Below are 18,481 nucleotides of genomic sequence, written 5' to 3' on the forward strand. Positions count from 1 at the left end.
TTCATACCGGAGACTGCCGCAATGGCTTTCACATTATCCATTCCAAGAAAACGCAACTCGGCCAGCCCCGGCCAGATCGTAACAGCGCTGATTATTGCCCTGTTTCTTGCCGTTTTCCTGCTCATTCCCACCGGAACGGTTATCTATACGGCGTTTACGGAAAAGGGCACCGGCGCACTTACAGCCATCAATTTTATTGATTTTTTTAACACCGAGCTGTTCCGTCGCTCATTCTTCAATTCGGTCTATGTTGCAGGCATGTCGGTTGTCTGGGCGACGGTCATTGCATTGCCGCTGGCCGTTCTGACCACCCGCTTTGATTTTCGCGGGTCAATGATTATCCAGACCCTCGGCTTTATTCCGCTCATCATGCCACCCTTTGTGGGCGCGGTGGCGATGCAGTTGCTGTTTGGTCGCAATGGTACGGTCAATCTCCTGCTGAATGACTGGTTCGGTTTCCGTATTCCCTTCATGGAGGGGCTGAACGGCGTTATTTTTGTGCAGTCACTGCATTATTTCCCATTCATTCTCATCAATCTTTCTGCGAGCTTGCGTAATATCGACCGCTCGATGGAAGAAGCCGCGCAAAATCTTGGCTCGTCGGGTTTCCGCTTGTTCCGGCGTATTGTTTTCCCGCTGGCAATGCCGGGTTATCTTGCCGGTGCCTCGCTTGTTTTCGTCAAAGTTTTTGATGATCTGGCGACACCGTTGCTTCTCAATGTCAAGGATATGCTGGCACCGCAGGCTTATCTGCGCGTGACTTCGGTCGGGCTGACTGATCCGATGGGTTATGTGATTGCGGTTATTCTGATTGTTGTGTCTATTTTTGCCATGTGGTTGTCCGCAGTCGCGATGCGCGGCAAAGACTATTCCACGGTACAACGTGGCGGCGGCGGGCTGACAAAGCGCAAGCTCACCAGACGCGAAAGCCTTGTGGCTTATGCCACGGTCGGTTTCATCCTGCTGCTGGTTCTCTCACCGCATATCGGATTGCTGCTCTTGTCTTTTGCTACGGTCTGGTCATACAGCCCGCTGCCGGACGGTTATACAGTGGCGCATTACACCCGCGTGTTCGGTGAAAGCTCGCTCTATATTAAAAACACGCTGATCTATGTCAGCCTTGCCGGTTTGATTGATGTCATCGTGGGTAGTGCCATTGCCTATCTCGTATTGCGTACAAAGCTGATCGGGCGTCGCTGGCTGGATTGGGCAGCAACCTCGGCTCTTGCCATTCCCGGTGTTGTGCTTGGTATTGGTTACCTGCGCACCTTCTACAATATCCCGCTGCCGGACGGCACACCGCTGGCAACGCTTTGGGTTATGCTGGTGCTGGCACTTGCTATCCGTCGCCTGCCTTATGCGCTGCGGGCTTGCTATGCCGCACTTCAGCAGGTGTCCATCTCGCTTGAAGAAGCCGCTGAAAATCTCGGGGCAACAAAGCAGAGAACAATCCGCCGTATTGTATTGCCATTGATGACAGGCGGTCTGCTTGCCGGATTTGTCACCAGCTTTGCAACGGCGGCGGTCGAGCTTTCCGCAACGCTGATGCTCATCCAAAGCAATTCTGACGCGCCGATTGCCTATGGGCTTTATGTCTTCATGCAATCACCCGCCGGACGCGGGCCAGGTGCCGCACTCGGGGTTATCGCAGTGATACTGGTCGGGCTTTGCACGTTTTTATCACATTACGTTATTGAACGCCGGCAAAAGACGCTTGGGGCGGCCAAGTAAGATTGGGGAGAAAAAATATGACATTAGACACAAATAGCGCCGCCTTGCCGACAACACCGGCAAAAGCAATCAGTATCCGCGATGTGAACCTGTCTTATGGTGCGGTTCATGTGCTGAAGGATATTTGTCTGGATATTAAACCCGGCGAATTCTTCGCCTTTCTGGGGCCGTCCGGTTGCGGGAAAACAACATTGCTGCGCCTGATCGCCGGATTTAACATTGCACAACAGGGCAAGGTGGAAATTGGCGGTGCGGACGTGCTCGACATGCCGCCGTGGAAACGTGACGTTGGCATGGTGTTCCAGTCTTATGCGCTATGGCCGCATATGACCGTTGCTCGCAATGTTGCTTTTGGTCTGGAAGAGCGCAAACTGCCGCGCAAAGAAGTTGATAAGCGGGTTAAGGCGGCTCTGGAACTGGTGGGGCTGACCCATCTTGCTGATCGTCGTCCTGCCCAGCTTTCCGGTGGACAGCAGCAACGTGTGGCGCTCGCCCGCACAATTGCCATCGAGCCCAAAGTTCTGCTTCTCGATGAACCGCTGTCAAATCTGGATGCGAAAATGCGTGTCGAGGTTCGCCGTGAATTACGCGATTTGCAGCAACGTCTGAAGCTGACGACCATTTTTGTGACCCACGATCAGGAAGAAGCCAATACGGTTTGTGATCGTATCGCAGTCTTCAATGAGGGGCGTATTCAGCAGGTCGGAACACCGATGAGCCTGTATGAAAAGCCAGCTAATCTGTTTGTCGCCAGCTTTCTCGGAACTGCCAATATTCTCGACGGTCATGTGGAGGATACACCGGACGGTCGTGTTTTTGTGGTGGAAGGGGCGGGGTCTATCCCTGTGCCCGATGGTACGAAGGTTGTGCAAGGGGCTAAGCTGGTATTCCGCCCGCAATATGCAACCATTGGTCATACAGAAGAGGGTGCCGTGGCGCTTGAAGGCACCATCGCGCATCGTGAATTCCTCGGTGCAATCATCCGCTATGGTGTTCAGGTTGGCACTGCGACGGTGCTGATTGATGTGCCGTTTTATACCGGTGACACATTGCTGGTACCGGGAACTGCAACAGTGCTTGGTTTGCAGCCTTCTGCAGCACTCTGGCTGACGGAGTGATAGTGACATCCGCCGGTTATCAACCGGCGGATGCTCCCCCGAACACGACCATAACCGATTACCCCAGCTATTAATTGAGTATATTATGCAGGAACTGCCTGATCTCATTGTTATCCGTCATGGTGAAACCCAGTGGAATGTTGCCGGACGATTACAGGGCCGGAAAGATACACCTTTAACGAATAATGGTGTGCGGCAGGCGCGCGCCGTCGGGGTGCGGCTTGCTGATACAATCGCCTCTCATCAATGTTTGAAATTCTGGAGTAGTCCGCTGCCCCGCGCTTTGCAAACGGCATCAATCCTTGCCGGTATCTGGACTGTCCCTTTTGAGAAATTCACACAGGCTCCGCTTCTTATGGAGCGGTCATTCGGTGTGTGGGAGGGACAAACATCCGATGAAATCAAACGGGATTTGTCTGATCAATATCGGGCACAGCAAACTGATCCGTGGGATTATACGATGCCTAACGGGGAAAGCCGCAATGATCTGAAACAACGGATGCAGACATGGCTGGCTACACTTGAGAAGCAAACAACACATGTTGTGGTAACGCATAGCGGATGCCTGCGGGCGCTGCGCGGTATTTATACAAAAGCATCCGCTGAAGTGATGCTTGCCTATAGCGAGCCGCAGACGGCATCGTTTTTGCTCACTTCCGGCCGTGAAACCATGCTGGAAATTCCGGCAGGCATTTTGCGTGCGTTTGGCTGCGAGGGCGCCGGAACCACAGTGCGCCTTTGATTGATTACCATCATGTTCTGATGACATTGCAGTGCAGGATTAATCCGACAAATGAAACAATATAAAAAAGTTAAGATACTCGCGACACTCGGACCGGCTTCTTCTGAAGAGCATATTATCCGGCAGTTGCACGCGGCAGGTGCAGATCTGTTTCGGATCAATATGAGTCATGCCAGCCATGACATGATGCGCCAACTAATCCGGCATATTCGCGCTGTTGAATTACAAAGTGGCCGCCCGATCGGCATTCTTGCTGATTTACAGGGGCCAAAACTGCGTATTGGCAGATTTGCACAAGGCACCGTGGAACTGAGAGTCGGGCAGAGTTTTACGTTGGACAACAGGGATGAGCCGGGTGACAACAGTCGTGTTTTTCTTCCACATCCGGAGATATTTGCAGCGGTGAAGGCGGGGCACCGCCTGCTGATCGATGATGGAAAACTGCATCTGCGCGTGGAAAAAGCTGACAATGAGAGCATGACCACCACTGTTGTAGCCGGTACAAAAATCTCTGACCGCAAGGGTGTCAGCCTGCCTGATACATTATTGACCGTGGGTGTTTTGACCGACAAGGATCGGGCAGATCTTGATGCGTTACTTGCAACCGGCGAAATTGACTGGGTTGCTTTGTCTTTCGTGCAAAGGCCGGAAGACTTGATTGAAGTGCGTAAGATTGCCGGTGATCGCGTAGGACTGATGTCCAAGATCGAGAAGCCTCAGGCTCTGGATCATATTGACGAGATTATCAGGCTTTCGGATGCACTGATGGTGGCTCGCGGAGATTTGGGCGTGGAAATGCCGCTTGAATCTGTTCCCGGATTACAAAAACAACTGACACGGGCGTGCAGACGCGCAGGCAAACCCGTGGTGATTGCCACGCAAATGCTGGAATCTATGATTAGCGCTCCGGTGCCAACGCGTGCAGAAGTTTCGGATGTGGCAACTGCGGTTTTCGAAGGCGCAGACGCCATCATGCTTTCGGCAGAATCCGCTTCAGGTGATTATCCGGTTGAAGCTGTGGCAACAATGGCGTCTATCGCCCGCAATGTGGAACTTGATCCGCTTTATGCGGGTATTATCAACAAGCAGGGCGCTGCCCCTGAGGCAACCGGTGCTGACGCAATTTCTCTGGCGGCACACCAGATCGCAGTCACGCTAGGGCTTGCTGCCATTGTTTGTTACACCTCGTCGGGTACGACAGGTTTGCGTGCCGCGCGGGAACGCCCTCCGGTGCCGATTATTGCGCTTTCGCCTGTGGTGCAAACCGCGCGACGGCTGTCTCTGGTCTGGGGTCTTTATTGTGTCACCACGGATGACACCGCAGATATAGATGAAACTGTGAAACGTGCCTGTGCCATTGTGGAAGCGGAAGGGTTCGGCGGGCAGGGAGATAGTATTATCATTTCTGCAGGCGTGCCTTTTGGAATACCGGGCAGCACGAATATGCTGCGTATTGCTGAATTATAGCATGACGTGATTAATCGGATTATGGTGATGAGGTCATTCTGTTCCGGCCAATTAAGCTATCATTTTAGTGTTGCTTTGTTTCATTGTAAACGGCGATCCACAGCACCGCGGCGCGGATAGATAGACAGATCTTCATCTTCCGGATCGGTTTCAAGGCGTTTCAGGATCGGGCAATGCGGCCGGTGATCCCCCTGACAGGCATTGACCAGCATTGTTAGTGTGTTGGACATATCCTGCAGCGCTTTGATTTTGATGGCCAGTTCGTCGATATGGCCTTGCGCCATTTGTTTGACTTCTGCGCTTTTGCGTGAATCATCCCGCCACAGGCTGAGAAGATCGCTGATTTCGGCAACGGAAAATCCCAGATCGCGTGCCCGCCGGATGAAGCGGAGCATATGCACATCGGTGTTGGAATAATCACGATAGCCGGCGGATGTGCGGTCAGCGACCGGCACAAGCCCGATTTGCTCATAATAGCGGATCATTTTGGCTGATACGCCGGATGCTTTTGCTGCCTGACCAATATTCATCGAGGTTCTCCTTCCAAGAATGTGCAGCCAGTCCGCATAAAAAGACCGGCTGCAAGACTTTGTCAGTTGGCGATTTTGAATGAACGCAAGCGCAGGGCGTTGCCCAGTACAAACACACTGGACAGTGCCATCGCACCGGCGGCAAAAACCGGAGACAGCAGAATGCCATAGACCGGATAAAGCAGACCGGCTGCAACCGGAACCAGAGCGGCATTATAGATAAATGCCCAGAACAGGTTTTGCCGGATATTGCGGATAGTTGCTTTTGACAGGGCAATTGCATTCGGCACGCCCTGCAAACTACCGGACATCAGCACGACATCTGCCGCTTCAATGGCAATATCTGTACCTGTGCCGATGGCCAGACCCACATCCGCCTCAGCCAGTGCCGGTGCATCATTAATGCCATCGCCGACGAAAGCAGTCTGACCATATTGAGCCTTCAGGCGGCGGATAGCTTCAACTTTGCCATCCGGCAGAACTTCAGCCACCACTTCATCAATGCCCAGACGTGCTGCAATCGCTTTGGCTGTGCGGGCATTGTCACCGGTAATCATTGCCACTTTGAGGCCGAGATTATGCATGGCTTTAATGGCCGCAGGTGTGGTTTTCTTGATCGGATCGGCAACAGCAATGATGGCTGCCAGCTTGCCGTCGATTGCCGCATAAAGCGGGGATTTGCCTTCATTACCAAGACGTTCAGCAATTTTGGCAAAAGCAGATACATCATGGCCGAGTTCGGTCATATAACGATCTGCACCAATCTTAATGCGTTTGCTATCCACTACCGCTTTGACACCGAAACCTGTAACCGATTCAAAATCGGATACGGGTGACAATGAAAGCCCTTCATGTGCTGCCGCATCGACAATGGCACGGGCAATCGGATGTTCCGACTTGGCTTCGACTGCTGCAACAAGTGCCAGCACATTGGCACGATCAAAGCCGTTTGCCAGTTCCAGATCCGTCAGAGCAGGTTTGCCTTCAGTCAGCGTGCCTGTTTTATCAAGAGCGACAACCTTGGCATCTTTGAGCAATTGCAGCGCTTCGCCTTTACGGAAGAGGACGCCGAGTTCTGCACCGCGACCGGTGCCGACCATGATTGAGGTTGGTGTTGCCAAACCCATGGCACACGGGCAGGCGATAATCAGCACGGCAACGGCATTCACCAATGCGAAAGTCAGCGCCGGTGACGGACCAAGGATGAGCCATGCGGCAAATGTCAGAGCAGCAACTGCAAAGACAGCCGGTACAAACCACATGGTCACTTTGTCGACCAGTGCCTGAATTGGCAGTTTGGAACCCTGAGCCTCTTCAACCATACGGATGATCTGGAACAGAACAGTGTTGCCGCCGACAGCGGTTGCGCGATAGGCGAATGCACCCTTCTGATTGACGGTGCCGCCGACAATCTCGCTGCCAACGGATTTTGCCAAAGGGATCGGCTCACCGGTGATCATGGATTCATCGACATAGCTGGTGCCTTCGACGACTTCGCCATCGACCGGCAGGCGCTCACCCGGACGAACCTCAACAATATCACCGGACACAACATCATCAATCGGCAGATCGACGGCCTGACCATTCCTGCGCACCCGTGCGGTTTTTGCCTGAAGACCGGCCAGACGTTTGATCGCCTCGGAGGTGCGCCCTTTAGCGCGTGCTTCCAATAAACGGCCAAGCAGGATCAGCGTGACAATAACGGCTGCCGCTTCATAATAGACATTGATGGTACCGGCAGGCAGAAGGCCGGGGGCGAAGGTCGCAACCAGCGAATAGCCGTAAGCTGCCAGTGTTCCGACAGCCACCAGTGAGTTCATATCCGGTGCAAAACGCATAAGCGCCGGAAGTCCTTTTTCATAAAACCGGATACCCGGAATGAAGAGCACCAAAGTCGTCAAAGCAAACTGGATATACCAGTTCCACTGCATACCGATGGTTGATTCAATCAGCCCGTGCACACCCGGAATAATATGCGATCCCATTTCCATCAGGAAAACAGGAAGCGTCAGAACCCCCGCTATGGTGAAATCGCGGGTCAGCTCACGGCGTTCGGTTTCTTTTCTCTCTGCCCGTGCGTCATCTTCATTGCTGCTTTTACTGCCGGAGCCTGCAATCAGTTTGGCTTCATAACCGGCATCAGCAATTGCGGCGATCAGGTCTGCGGTATTCGCTGTGCCGTGAATAGTTGCGCGTTCTGTTGCCAGATTGACCACAGCATTTGTAACGCCTGAAATAGCTTTCAATGCGCGTTCAACACGACCGACACAGGATGCGCAGGTCATGCCTTCAACGGAGAGTTCTACAGGGCCGGTTGCAACAGGCATTTGCGCAGGTACAGAGTAGCCGGCCTTTTCGATGGCTTCGATTAATCTCACACGAGGGACAGTTGAATCGGTTGTGATATTCGCGCGCTCTGTTGCCAGATTAACGGATACGATTTCAACACCCGGCACAGCTTTGAGTGCACGTTCAATACTGCCGACGCAGGATGCGCAGGTCATCCCCTCAACAGGTAAGGACACAGTTTCAGATAAGTCTTTTGCTCGAACGGGGGCATTCATAGCCGCCTCCTTTTCTTTCCGAAAATTTAAATTCGGTGCGAGCATGAGGCTTCCAACAATTGGAAGGTCAAGAGCAAAAATTTCTTTGTTTTCACCCTTGACCTTTCCATGGTTGGAAACCCCATCTTGACTTCATGAGAGCCAAATAAAGGAGAAGTCTCATGGAACTGAAGATCGAAAATATGACCTGCGGCGGCTGTGCTAAATCCGTGACCAAAGCCATTCAGTCGGTGGATGCTAATGCGAAGATTGAAACCGATCCGGCAACACGGCTGGTAAGAATTGAAACTGCAGTCAGTTCCGATGCACTGCAGAAAGTTCTCGAAGAGGCAGGTTATCCCGCAGCTGTAAACTAAACAGGGGAATGATTATGAACAAGCTGAGCCTCATTCTTATTGCAGGCGCACTTGCTGTGAGTGTCGGGCTGGTATTTGTACAAAACCGGCTGGAAATGAAAGGCGGGATGCAAGGGCATTCCATGCAGGGCATGACAATGCCGGATCATGCAATGCGGACAGAAGAGGCATCTTCTGAACCAAAACCGGTTCCGTGACAATAAGCTGGTAGTGTGTTGAGAGTTCGCTATACCCGCATCATGAAGAACCCGCTGCGATTATCTCGCAGCGGGTTTTGTTTTATTCGGCTACAGCCACGATTGGTAATGTTTCCGGCGTGAAGAAGATATCTGCATGCATATCTTCTTTTTGTAATCCGCGGGCAAAAGTAACCGCCATTGCTGCATCCACCATCAATTGTGGCCCCGCGACATAGGCTTTCCAGCCGTTGAAATCAGAAATGTCCTGTGCAACCGCGCGGGTCACAAAACCGCTCCGGTAAAGTTCAGAGCGTGCTTCTGATAAGACCGGTGTGAAAGACAGGTTCGGGTGCTTTTCTGTCAGACTGCGAAAATGCTCAGTGAGGTAAAGATCACGTTCGGAACGTACACCGAAATAGACATGAATCTGCTGTTTCATGCCATGAGCAAGAGCGGTTTCTACAATGGATTTAATCGGCGCCAGCCCTGAGCCTCCGGCGATACACAAGATCGGCTCGTTGTGATGTTGCCGCAGAAATGAAGCCCCTAACGCGACTTCCATCTTTACGGCGTCACCGGTTTTCAGGGTCTTATGCACATAGCCGGATGTAATGCCTCTGGGCACATGACGGATGTGAAATTCAAGGTAGCTTTCACCGGAGCGGTTCGCCATGGAATAGCTGCGGGAAGGTACGCCGTGAAAGCTGAGTTCAGCATATTGTCCCGCCGAAAAATGCAGCGGCAAACCATTTTCAGGCGTGACCTGCACCAGTTTGATATCATGGGTGAGATCTTCAATACGGGTAACAATACCTTTTACCTGCTGCGCAGGTTGCAGTTCTTCATGCTCTGCGCCCAGCCACGCCACAGTTGCATCTGTCAGCGGTACAGAACGGCATGCGAGAATTAAACCTTCGGCTTTTTCCTCGTCCGAGAGGGCGAAACGGGAGTGCTGAAGCATTTCTACATCTCCCTCTATGAGGCGGGATTTGCAGGAGCCGCAACGGCCGGATTTGCAACCGTGAGGATAGGAAATACCTGCTGCAAGAGCTGCTTCCAGCAGAGTTTGTCCGCCAGCACAGGTAATGCTGCTGCGGGTCTGGCGGATATCAATGTGTTTTGAGGTCATGGCTGCGCCTCGGATGTTTTCAGCTGTGCATCTGACAAACCAAGTGCCTTCATCAAGCCGGGTTTCTGGCTCAAAAATGTGCCGTAAAAAACCTGATCGCCGACAATGCTGATCGGTGCAACACGCACACCTGTCCGTGTTTTGGCTTCTTCTGCGATCAGCGGATCGGTGAGATCGCGTTCCTCATAGGCAATCTTTTGCTGGGCGAGCCAGCGCTTGAGTGCATGGCAATCGGGGCAGGTCGGAGTTGTATAGATGAGGAGTTGCGGTGTACCGGCATTCATCTTTTTGCCTTTCTCTGTATCGGACAAAATTGCTCTGAAAACAGCGACGGAATTGTGCTGGCAGAACAACATTGCAGGCAGAGTGCGGCTTCCAGCGCTTGTAAGGTCAAGAGCTGTTTCCGGCGGGAAAAGCGGAACGTCGTAAAGCGGGGAAGGATGTTTTCGGAGTGAGACAGAAATTCTTTGTTCTGCTTTTAAGGCTCTTGACCTTTCCAGCGTTGGAAACGCCACCTTCATAAAAATTGAGCGTGGCATCTCCTGAAGATGCCTTTATGAAGGTAAACTGAAATGAAAAAGAAAATCACGGCACTGTACTTGACCGGTGTCGTTATTATCGGCGGGGCATTATTTTATCCCGATAAAGCAGAGCTGTATGTCAGCCGTTTCCTCACATTTCTCTCGTCGGCCGCGCTTCCTTATGCTGCCGCGCAATCAGGAGAAATGCCCGCACCGCAGGTGCCTGTAGCAGAGGTCGTAACACGTAAGGTTGCTCTGTCTACAGAATTTACCGGCCATCTGGAGGCAAGCAAGCTCGTAGAGCTCCGTCCACGTGTTGGCGGTGCAATTGAGACAGTGAGTGTTCCAGAAGGAGAACTGGTTCAATCGGGGCAAGCTTTGTTTGAAATTGATGCCAGACCGTTTCAGGTCGTTCTTGATGCTGCCAAGGCAGAGTTGCAGCAGGCAGAAGTTTTGCTGGAGCAGGCGGAAACCAATTTCAAGCGCACGGCCAGTCTTGCGCCAAACGGCACAGTCTCCCGAAAAACTTTTGACGATGCTCAGGCTGCGCGCAGTCAGCGTCAAGCTCAGCTTGCTATCGCTAAAGCTGCGGTTGCCGCTGCCGAGCTTGATCTGTCCTTTACCCGCGTGACTGCCCCTGTTGACGGGCGCGTTGACCGCGTTTTGGTGCATGAAGGCAATCTGGTAGCAGGGGGAAATGCGGGCAATGCGACATTGCTTACGACTATCGTGAGCACCGATCCGCTCTATGTGTATTTCGACATTGATGAGGCGACTTATCTCAGCTTTGTCGCGCGTGCCTGGGCTCAGGAACATAGCAAAGTTAACGCTGCATTGCCGGTGCAGATCGCACTGATGACGGATAAAGGGTTCACCTATAACGGGGCTCTGGATTTTATCAGTAATCGTATAGACAGAAGCACCGGCACCATTCGTGCCCGTGCTGTCGTTGAAAATCCTGAAGGCATACTGGCCCCCGGACTTTTTGCACGTATAAAACTGGCGACCTCAGAGCCGCTGCAAACAGTTTTGATTGATGATCAGGCTATCGGTACAGATCAGGGGCGTCGTTATGTGCTGGTTTTAGGTGAGGGCAATAAAGCCGAATTTCGTCCGGTTGAAATCGGGACGATGGTCGATGGTTTGCGCGTTATTTCTTCCGGTCTTCAGGCCGGCGAAAAAATCATCGTGAAGGGGCTTGTCGGCCCCGGCATGCAGGTCACACCACAGATGATTTCAATGGTACCGGAGCGGGTTTCTGACAGCGCTCAGGCAGAAGCTTCTCAACAGGAGGCGCGTCGATGAATATCCCGCGCTTCTTTGTCGACCGCCCGATTTTTGCGGTCGTGCTTTCTGTCCTGATGCTGATTGCAGGCGGCCTGACCCTGCTGAAACTGCCGCTGAGTGAATATCCTCAGGTCACACCGCCGACGGTACAGGTCACGGCCAGCTATCCGGGGGCTAATCCGGAAGTGATTGCTGAAACCGTCGCTGCGCCATTGGAACAGGCGATCAACGGCGTTGAGAATATGCTCTATATGGGTTCGCAAGCTGCAACTGACGGGCGTATGACGCTGACAATTGCGTTCCAGCAGGGCACAGATCCTGATATGGCGCAAATTCAGGTGCAAAACCGTGTTGCCCGTGTGTTGCCGCGCCTGCCGCAGGAAGTGCAGCGCATCGGCGTGGTTACGCAAAAAACCTCGCCGGATATTCTGATGGTGGTGCATCTGGTGTCACCGGATCAGCGTTATGATCCGCTGTATTTGTCGAACTATGCACTGCTACAGGTGCGTGATCAGCTGGCGCGCGTGCCGGGAGTTGGCGATGTGCTGGTCTGGGGCGCCGGCGAATATTCGATGCGGGTCTGGCTTGACCCGAATAAGGTTGCGGCACGCGGTCTGACCGCGTCCGATGTGATTGCAGCAATTCAGGAGCAGAATGTGCAGGTCGCCGCCGGTTCGGTAGGTCAGCAACCGGATGCTTCCTCAGCATTTCAGGTGACAGTCAACACGCTGGGCAGATTATCCAATGAGGAGCAGTTCGGCGATATTGTTGTTAAAACCGGTTCTGAGGGACAGGTAACACGCTTACGGGATGTTGCCCGTATCGAACTTGGTGCGGATGCTTATGCGCTGCGCAGTCTGTTGGACGGTAAACCGGCACTGGCAATTCAGATTATTCAAAGTCCGGGCGCGAATGCGCTGGATGTATCAGCAGCTATCCGCGATGCAATGAATGTTCTGGAGAAAGATTTTCCTGAAGGTATAGAATATCGTATTGCCTATGATCCGACAGTCTTCGTTAAGGCCTCTCTGGAAGCCGTGGTCGTGACATTACTTGAGGCCATCGTACTGGTGGTTCTTGTCGTCGTGCTGTTTTTGCAGACATGGCGCGCTTCGATTATTCCGCTTGTTGCCGTGCCGGTATCACTGGTCGGCACATTCGCCCTGATGTATCTGTTCGGCTTCTCGCTGAATACATTGTCGCTGTTCGGGCTGGTGCTTTCTATCGGTATTGTGGTCGATGATGCGATTGTGGTTGTGGAAAATGCAGAGCGCCATATTGCCTTGGGAGAAACGCCCAAAGAAGCTGCGCGTAAAGCTATGGATGAAGTGACAGGGCCGATTATCGCCATTACCTCGGTGCTGTCAGCAGTGTTTATTCCTTCGGCTTTCCTTACCGGATTGCAGGGGGAGTTCTACAGGCAATTCGCCCTGACGATTGCTATTTCAACCATTCTTTCCGCAATCAATTCTTTGACATTGTCTCCGGCGCTGGCTGGTGTTTTGCTGAAACCGCATCATGGCGAAGTGAAACGCGACAGGCTTACTATTATCATTGACCGGCTGTTTGGCTGGTTTTTCCGGCGCTTCAATCTGTTCTTTGACCGTGCGTCCAATGCCTATGTCTGGTCGGTGCGCCGTGCCATTCGCCTGAGCGGGTTTGTCCTGTTAGTTTATGCTGCTTTGGTCGGCACAACATGGCTTGGTTTTCAGACTGTGCCGATTGGCTTCGTGCCTGCACAGGATAAATATTATCTGGTCGGCATAGCGCAACTGCCTACAGGCGCATCGCTTGACCGTACAGAAGCTATGATCAAAACCATGTCTGAAATTGCTCTGGCAGAGCCGGGGGTAGAAAGCGTTGTCGCATTTCCGGGGCTTTCAGTGAATGGCATGGTCAATATCCCCAATGCTGCCGTGATGTTTACAATGCTCAAGCCATTTGATGAGCGTAAAGATCCGTCTTTGTCTGCCTTTGCGATTGCAGGGCGGTTGATGGGTAAATTCAGTCAGATACCGGATGGTTTCGCGGGTATTTTCCCGCCGCCGCCTGTGCCGGGTCTTGGCTCTACCGGTGGTTTTAAAATTCAGCTGGAGGACCGGACGGGGCTTGGTTTTGAAGCACTGGCAAAAGCGCAGAGTGAGATCATGGCTAAGGCGATGCAGACACCGGAACTGGCAGGTATGCTGGCCAGTTTTCAGGTGAACGCGCCGCAGGTGCAGGTTGATATCGACCGCGTCAAAGCGAAAATACAAGGCGTGCCGCTCAATACAATATTTGAAACATTGCAGGTCTATCTCGGCTCGCTCTATGCCAATGATTTCAACCGTTTTGGCCGTACCTATCGTGTGATGGTGCAAGCCGATGCTCCCTTCCGTATGCAGCCGCAGGATATCGGACGCCTGAAAGTGCGTAATGCCGCCGGAGATATGATCCCGCTATCAGCTTTGCTGACAGTGAAGGATAGTTCGGGACCGGATCGTATCATGCATTATAACGGTTTCCCTTCGGCGGATATCAGCGGCAGTCCTGCACCCGGCTATTCTTTCGGACAGGCAACCGCCGCGATAGAGCGCATAGCTCTGGAAATAATGCCGGCCGGTATGGCTTTTGAATGGACGGAACTTGCCTATCAGGAAAAACAGGCAGGCAATGCAGCCATGTATGTTTTCCCGCTGTCTGTATTGCTCGCTTTTCTCATTCTGGCCGCACAATATAACAGCTGGTCGTTGCCTTTTTCGGTTCTGCTGATTGCGCCAATGGCATTGTTGTCAGCAATTGCCGGTGTCTGGCTCACAGGCGGTGACAATAATATTTTCACACAGATCGGCTTCGTGGTTCTGGTGGGGCTTGCCGCTAAAAACGCTATTCTGATCGTGGAATTTGCCAGAGCAAAAGAGGATGAGGGCTTCGATCCGCTCAATGCCGTTCTGGAAGCTGCAAGATTGCGTTTACGACCGATCCTGATGACGTCGCTTGCCTTCATCGCCGGTGTTGTTCCTCTGATGCTGGCGACAGGAGCGGGAGCAGAGATGCGTCATGTCATGGGTATTGCTGTTTTTGCCGGTATGCTGGGGGTGACGTTGTTTGGTCTGGTGCTGACACCGGTCTTCTATGTTCTGGTGCGGCGTATGGCACTTGCCCGTGAACAGTCTAAAATTAAAGCTGAAGTTCAGGTCAATGAGAAAAGCGGCACAGCGTGATCGCAGGGCGTACCGATTTTCGAGTAAATTTAAATGGTGATCATTGGAGGTGCGTGGAAACGCGCCTCCGCAATTTTATTTGTAAATTACCTCTGCTTTAAAATACATAATACGTATTATGGAACTAATTGATGCGTAAAGAAGCGTTGGAAATGCCTGTTTCCGAGTTCTTCAAGCGTATCAAACACATGCTCAGCAGACCGCTATTCCCTGAACCAAGCATCATAAAATGTTCAAATAGTTTTAAAAAAATCACAAGAAACCGTCACTGAACTGTTATCTGCCGCTGTTAGGTGCCTGCTCGAATAACCCGATGAGATGAAATTCATCTTGAACAGGAGAGCGCCTGATGGCCTTTGATAATAAGACATCCACCCGCACTGCATTCCCGCTCAGCCGCCGCACATTTCTGCGTGGCACAGCCGCAACTGCCCTGAGCATGCCGTTTGTTCTGCGTGCCGGTGACGCTCTGTCCTCCTCGGGCACACTGCGTATTGCTGCCTGGGCGGGTTATGTCTCGCCGGAAATGCTTGCTGCTTTTGAAAAAGCCACAGGCATCAAAGCCACTTATACCGCTTATGGTACCAATGATGAAATCCTCAACCTGATGAAAGTCAATCAGGGTCAGGGTTTTGACGTCATCTGGCCGGCGCTCGACCGCGTACCGAATTACGTGGAATCCTCGCTGATCGCGCCAATTGATGAAAGCAAGGTTGAATGGGATCGCTGTATCGACAGCGCTTTGAAGAGCTCCGAAAAACTCGGCGCGGTTGTTGATGGCAAGCGTTATCAGGTGCCAACTGATTGGGGCACAGAAGCCATTGCCTTCAACACGGAAAAATCGCCGCTTGTTTATGGTGAAGCTTCTTATAGCGATCTGTGGAAGCCGGAAATGGCCGGTAAGGCCACTGTTCGCGGCCATTCGGCACTTGTTGGTCTCGGTCTGTGGCTGGAAGCGGAAGGCAAATTGCCACGCCCGCTGCTGGAAAGCTTTGCCAGCGAAGAAGCGATGCGCGCCAATTATGATGTGATCCTCAAAGAAGCGATTGCCCGCAAAGGTAATATTGCGCAGTTCTGGGCAAACCAGAATGAAGCACAGGGCGCTTTCCTCACCAATGGTTGCATTATCGGTCAGACATGGGATTCAACCGCTGCCGGTCTGAAAGAACAGGGGCAACCGGTCAGCTATATCTCGCCAAAAGAAGGCGCGCTGGCATGGATGGAAGGTGTTTCTCTGCCGGTCGGTGCCGAGAATATCGATCAGGCCTATGCCTTTATGAACTGGATGCTCACACCGGAAGCCGGTGCGATGTATGCAAGCCATGCCAAGGTCAACACCACTGCTAAAGGTGCTGAAGCACTGCTGCCGGAAGCCGACAAAGCATTCTTTGCCGCGGCCTATCCTAAAGACGCACTCGACAAGCTGTGGTGGTGGCCAATTCAGGAAAGCTGGTTTGTCGAACTGCGCTCTGAATATCAGGATCAGTTCCTAGGCGCATAAACCGGATAACAGATACGGTTTTGCCTGTATCTGTGAAAATCTTCCCGCCTTTCTGCCAAACGCCGGTTTGCACATAAAACTGCAAACCGGCGTCATTTAAAAATGAGAATCCCCCATGACAGACGCAGTCAGCCTTCAGAATGTCGAGATGCGATTTGCAGCTACAACGGCCGTGAAATCTATGTCTCTGGATGTTCGTTCCGGCGAGTTTTTTTCCATTCTGGGGCCTTCCGGCTGCGGAAAAACGACCCTGCTGCGTATGGTTTCTGGCTTTTTGCAACCAAGTTCCGGTAAAATTCTGATTAACGGGCAGGACATGACCAATGTTCCGGCCAATCGTCGCCCGACTGCGATGATCTTTCAGTCTCTTGCACTGTTCCCGCTGATGCCGGTCTGGGAAAACATCGCCTTTGGTCTTGAAGTGCGCGGCGTCAGCAAAGCGCAGCGCCGCCGTGAGGCAGACCGTCTTCTGGAGCTGATTGCTCTGCCCGGCTACGGTGATCGTATGCCCCATGAATTATCAGGTGGCCAGCGCCAGCGCGTTGCTATTGCCCGCGCTCTGGCTATTGAGCCGCAGGTATTGCTGCTGGATGAACCGTTGTCAGCGCTTGATCTGAAACTCCGTCAACATATGCGTGCCGAGCTTCGTGAGTTGCAAAAACGCACCGGCGTGACTTTCATTTATATCACCCATGACCAGTCTGAAGCGTTGGCGATGTCAGATCGCATTGCGGTGATGAATGCCGGTCGCCTACAGCAGGTTGGTGCGCCGATCGATCTTTACACCAAGCCTGCCACTTCATTTGTCGCTGAATTTGTGGGCGAGAATAATATTGTCTCCGGTACTGTCGTTGATACTTTTGACGATTTTGTTGTGCTGGAAGGTATCCATGGCCGCTTTATCGGCCGTCGCGGCGCCGTCTTGCAGCGCAACCAGAAAGCACGCCTCTATGTGCGCCCTGAAGCGCTGACTTTGGACGCCGCAGAAGAAGATAACAAGCTCACGGTTGTCTCAAAGCGCTTTGATTTTGAAGGTTCTTTTGCCACTGCGCATACGGTTATGCATCATGAACAATCCCCGCTGAATATGCAGGTCACGATACCGCATAAGAAACTGCATCAGGTGCCGGAAATCGGTAGCAGTTTTACGACCGGTTTCTCCAAACAGGACGCGGTGGTGCTGGCACATGACTGAGATCTATCAACGCTTTGGCAAAATACTCGGCACTATTTTCATCGCCATTGTTACTTTCTGGCTGCTGTGTCTGGTGCTGATCCCCAATCTGACGATGCTGGATTTTGCGCTGCGCCCTAACCTGCCGCCCTCACAACTGGGCGGAGAAAAAGACGTCTATTCCGCAGATAATTTTCTCTATTTGTGGAACCACCGCAGTCATAGCGCTATCTTTCTGAAAACAATCTGGTCGAGCGCTTTTGTGACCCTGACCACTTTTGTGCTGTGCTATCCGCTGGCCTATTGGCTGGCGCAGGTTGCGAGCATGCGCAAAACAGCCTTTGTGCTCGTTGTTCTCATGATCCCTTATATGATGAATGAAGTGCTGCGTGGTCTGGCATGGTTTATCATTCTGGCTTTTGAAGGCCCGCTGAACGCGATTCTGCTTAACCTCGGTCTGCTTGATGAGCCCGTGCGTTGGTATGGTGACGGCGGCGTGCTGGCCGGTATGGCCTATGCCTATCTGCTGTTCATGCTGTTCCCGATGTATAATTTGATCAGCACACTCGACCATGCCCAGATTGATGCTGCTCATGATATGGGGGCAAGTGCATGGCGCATCCATCGCCGCATTGTCCTGCCCCATGCCAAGGTCGGAATTGCAACAGGCTGTGTCTTCACCTTCATGCTGTCTGCAGGCAGCTATATGGCACCGGCACTTCTGGGTGCACCCGGCAGCCGTTGGTTTACCCAGCTGATTTATGACTGGTTCTTTGAAAGCGGCAATTGGAACCGCGGCGCGGCCTATGCGGTCACTTTGCTGGTTCTATGTATGTTTGTAGTACTGGGCACATTGCGCCTGTTCCGCGTCAACCTTGCGAGTGCCGTTAAATGAGTAATTTTCAGTCTATTTCGGGTCAGGCCGCAAGCTATAATCAGCGCTTTTATCAGCCGACATGGCTGCAACGTCTCAGCGACA

The 18,481-nt window shown here is 52.4% G+C and carries 15 protein-coding genes; 11 read left to right on the forward strand and 4 right to left on the reverse strand.

Annotated elements, in window-relative coordinates; translation table 11 throughout:
- Positions 1-21 precede the first annotated feature (21 nt).
- The 4 genes from KHQ09_RS01990 (at position 22) to pyk (ending at position 5,058) form a co-directional block, all read left to right on the forward strand.
- Positions 22-1,731 (forward strand): ABC transporter permease, encoded by a 1,710-nt coding sequence (locus tag KHQ09_RS01990; RefSeq protein ID WP_213600240.1) that lies wholly within the window; start codon positions 22-24, stop codon positions 1,729-1,731.
- A 17-nt stretch (positions 1,732-1,748) separates the two neighbouring features.
- Positions 1,749-2,849 (forward strand): ABC transporter ATP-binding protein, encoded by a 1,101-nt coding sequence (locus KHQ09_RS01995; RefSeq protein WP_213600241.1) that lies wholly within the window; start codon positions 1,749-1,751, stop codon positions 2,847-2,849.
- Between the two features lie 85 nt (positions 2,850-2,934).
- Entirely contained in the window at positions 2,935-3,591 is a 657-nt protein-coding gene (locus KHQ09_RS02000) for a histidine phosphatase family protein (RefSeq protein WP_238481527.1), read from the forward strand.
- A 51-nt stretch (positions 3,592-3,642) separates the two neighbouring features.
- Positions 3,643-5,058, forward strand: coding sequence for a pyruvate kinase (pyk, locus tag KHQ09_RS02005; RefSeq protein ID WP_213600242.1), 1,416 nt, complete (start codon positions 3,643-3,645; stop codon positions 5,056-5,058).
- A gap of 80 nt (positions 5,059-5,138) precedes the next feature.
- Here pyk and cueR read toward each other — a convergent pair whose 3' ends face one another.
- The gene (gene cueR / locus KHQ09_RS02010; RefSeq protein ID WP_213600243.1) at positions 5,139-5,588 is read right to left on the reverse strand and encodes a Cu(I)-responsive transcriptional regulator; all 450 of its coding nucleotides are present in this window, start codon (positions 5,586-5,588) and stop codon (positions 5,139-5,141) included.
- A 62-nt stretch (positions 5,589-5,650) separates the two neighbouring features.
- On the reverse strand, positions 5,651-8,152 hold the full coding sequence (locus KHQ09_RS02015) for a heavy metal translocating P-type ATPase (RefSeq protein ID WP_213630806.1): 2,502 nt from the start codon (positions 8,150-8,152) through the stop codon (positions 5,651-5,653).
- A 161-nt stretch (positions 8,153-8,313) separates the two neighbouring features.
- On the opposite strand from KHQ09_RS02015, the gene KHQ09_RS02020 reads away from it, so the two are divergent.
- Entirely contained in the window at positions 8,314-8,508 is a 195-nt protein-coding gene (locus tag KHQ09_RS02020; RefSeq protein WP_121992388.1) for a heavy-metal-associated domain-containing protein, read from the forward strand.
- Positions 8,509-8,522: 14 nt separating this feature from the next.
- The gene (locus KHQ09_RS02025; RefSeq protein WP_213600244.1) at positions 8,523-8,705 is read left to right on the forward strand and encodes a hypothetical protein; all 183 of its coding nucleotides are present in this window, start codon (positions 8,523-8,525) and stop codon (positions 8,703-8,705) included.
- An 82-nt stretch (positions 8,706-8,787) separates the two neighbouring features.
- Here the strand turns inward: KHQ09_RS02025 and KHQ09_RS02030 are convergent, their stop codons facing one another.
- Both KHQ09_RS02030 and KHQ09_RS02035 read right to left on the reverse strand, forming a co-directional pair.
- On the reverse strand, positions 8,788-9,816 hold the full coding sequence (locus tag KHQ09_RS02030; protein WP_213600245.1) for a 2Fe-2S iron-sulfur cluster-binding protein: 1,029 nt from the start codon (positions 9,814-9,816) through the stop codon (positions 8,788-8,790).
- Positions 9,813-10,100, reverse strand: a complete 288-nt coding sequence (locus KHQ09_RS02035; protein ID WP_122006954.1) for a glutaredoxin family protein — start codon at positions 10,098-10,100, stop codon at positions 9,813-9,815. The genes KHQ09_RS02030 and KHQ09_RS02035 overlap by 4 nt, the downstream gene beginning before the upstream one ends.
- Positions 10,101-10,388: 288 nt before the next feature.
- Between KHQ09_RS02035 and KHQ09_RS02040 the strand changes: the two genes are divergently transcribed.
- The 5 genes from KHQ09_RS02040 to KHQ09_RS02060 all read left to right on the forward strand — a co-directional run bounded on the left by KHQ09_RS02040 (position 10,389) and on the right by KHQ09_RS02060 (position 18,397).
- Complete coding sequence (locus KHQ09_RS02040; protein ID WP_213600246.1) at positions 10,389-11,642, forward strand: efflux RND transporter periplasmic adaptor subunit; 1,254 nt, start codon at positions 10,389-10,391, stop codon at positions 11,640-11,642.
- The gene (locus KHQ09_RS02045; RefSeq protein WP_213600247.1) at positions 11,639-14,827 is read left to right on the forward strand and encodes an efflux RND transporter permease subunit; all 3,189 of its coding nucleotides are present in this window, start codon (positions 11,639-11,641) and stop codon (positions 14,825-14,827) included. The genes KHQ09_RS02040 and KHQ09_RS02045 overlap by 4 nt, the downstream gene beginning before the upstream one ends.
- Before the next feature lie 349 nt (positions 14,828-15,176).
- Positions 15,177-16,328 carry an extracellular solute-binding protein gene (locus KHQ09_RS02050; RefSeq protein WP_116088254.1) on the forward strand — a complete coding sequence of 384 codons (1,152 nt, stop codon included), beginning with the start codon at positions 15,177-15,179 and terminating at the stop codon, positions 16,326-16,328.
- Positions 16,329-16,443: 115 nt separating this feature from the next.
- Positions 16,444-17,523 carry an ABC transporter ATP-binding protein gene (locus tag KHQ09_RS02055; RefSeq protein ID WP_213600248.1) on the forward strand — a complete coding sequence of 360 codons (1,080 nt, stop codon included), beginning with the start codon at positions 16,444-16,446 and terminating at the stop codon, positions 17,521-17,523.
- Positions 17,516-18,397, forward strand: a complete 882-nt coding sequence (locus KHQ09_RS02060; protein ID WP_213600249.1) for an ABC transporter permease — start codon at positions 17,516-17,518, stop codon at positions 18,395-18,397. Before KHQ09_RS02055 ends, KHQ09_RS02060 begins: the two co-directional genes overlap by 8 nt.
- The last annotated feature ends 84 nt before the right edge of the window (positions 18,398-18,481 follow it).

Origin of the sequence: Pseudochrobactrum algeriensis, assembly GCF_018436245.1 — a bacterium.
In the GTDB taxonomy this organism is placed as follows: Bacteria; Pseudomonadota; Alphaproteobacteria; order Rhizobiales; family Rhizobiaceae; genus Pseudochrobactrum; species Pseudochrobactrum saccharolyticum.

Excerpts from the sequence above, each read along its gene's own strand:
- KHQ09_RS01990 (WP_213600240.1), top strand. The coding sequence starts at position 22 with ATGGCTTTCACATTATCCATTCCAAGAAAACGCAACTCGGCCAGCCCC.
- KHQ09_RS01995 (WP_213600241.1), top strand. The coding sequence starts at position 1,749 with ATGACATTAGACACAAATAGCGCCGCCTTGCCGACAACACCGGCAAAA.
- KHQ09_RS02000 (WP_238481527.1), top strand. The coding sequence starts at position 2,935 with ATGCAGGAACTGCCTGATCTCATTGTTATCCGTCATGGTGAAACCCAG.
- pyk (WP_213600242.1), top strand. The coding sequence starts at position 3,643 with ATGAAACAATATAAAAAAGTTAAGATACTCGCGACACTCGGACCGGCT.
- cueR (WP_213600243.1), bottom strand. The coding sequence starts at position 5,588 with ATGAATATTGGTCAGGCAGCAAAAGCATCCGGCGTATCAGCCAAAATG.
- KHQ09_RS02015 (WP_213630806.1), bottom strand. The coding sequence starts at position 8,152 with ATGAATGCCCCCGTTCGAGCAAAAGACTTATCTGAAACTGTGTCCTTA.
- KHQ09_RS02020 (WP_121992388.1), top strand. The coding sequence starts at position 8,314 with ATGGAACTGAAGATCGAAAATATGACCTGCGGCGGCTGTGCTAAATCC.
- KHQ09_RS02025 (WP_213600244.1), top strand. The coding sequence starts at position 8,523 with ATGAACAAGCTGAGCCTCATTCTTATTGCAGGCGCACTTGCTGTGAGT.
- KHQ09_RS02030 (WP_213600245.1), bottom strand. The coding sequence starts at position 9,816 with ATGACCTCAAAACACATTGATATCCGCCAGACCCGCAGCAGCATTACC.
- KHQ09_RS02035 (WP_122006954.1), bottom strand. The coding sequence starts at position 10,100 with ATGAATGCCGGTACACCGCAACTCCTCATCTATACAACTCCGACCTGC.
- KHQ09_RS02040 (WP_213600246.1), top strand. The coding sequence starts at position 10,389 with ATGAAAAAGAAAATCACGGCACTGTACTTGACCGGTGTCGTTATTATC.
- KHQ09_RS02045 (WP_213600247.1), top strand. The coding sequence starts at position 11,639 with ATGAATATCCCGCGCTTCTTTGTCGACCGCCCGATTTTTGCGGTCGTG.
- KHQ09_RS02050 (WP_116088254.1), top strand. The coding sequence starts at position 15,177 with ATGGCCTTTGATAATAAGACATCCACCCGCACTGCATTCCCGCTCAGC.
- KHQ09_RS02055 (WP_213600248.1), top strand. The coding sequence starts at position 16,444 with ATGACAGACGCAGTCAGCCTTCAGAATGTCGAGATGCGATTTGCAGCT.
- KHQ09_RS02060 (WP_213600249.1), top strand. The coding sequence starts at position 17,516 with ATGACTGAGATCTATCAACGCTTTGGCAAAATACTCGGCACTATTTTC.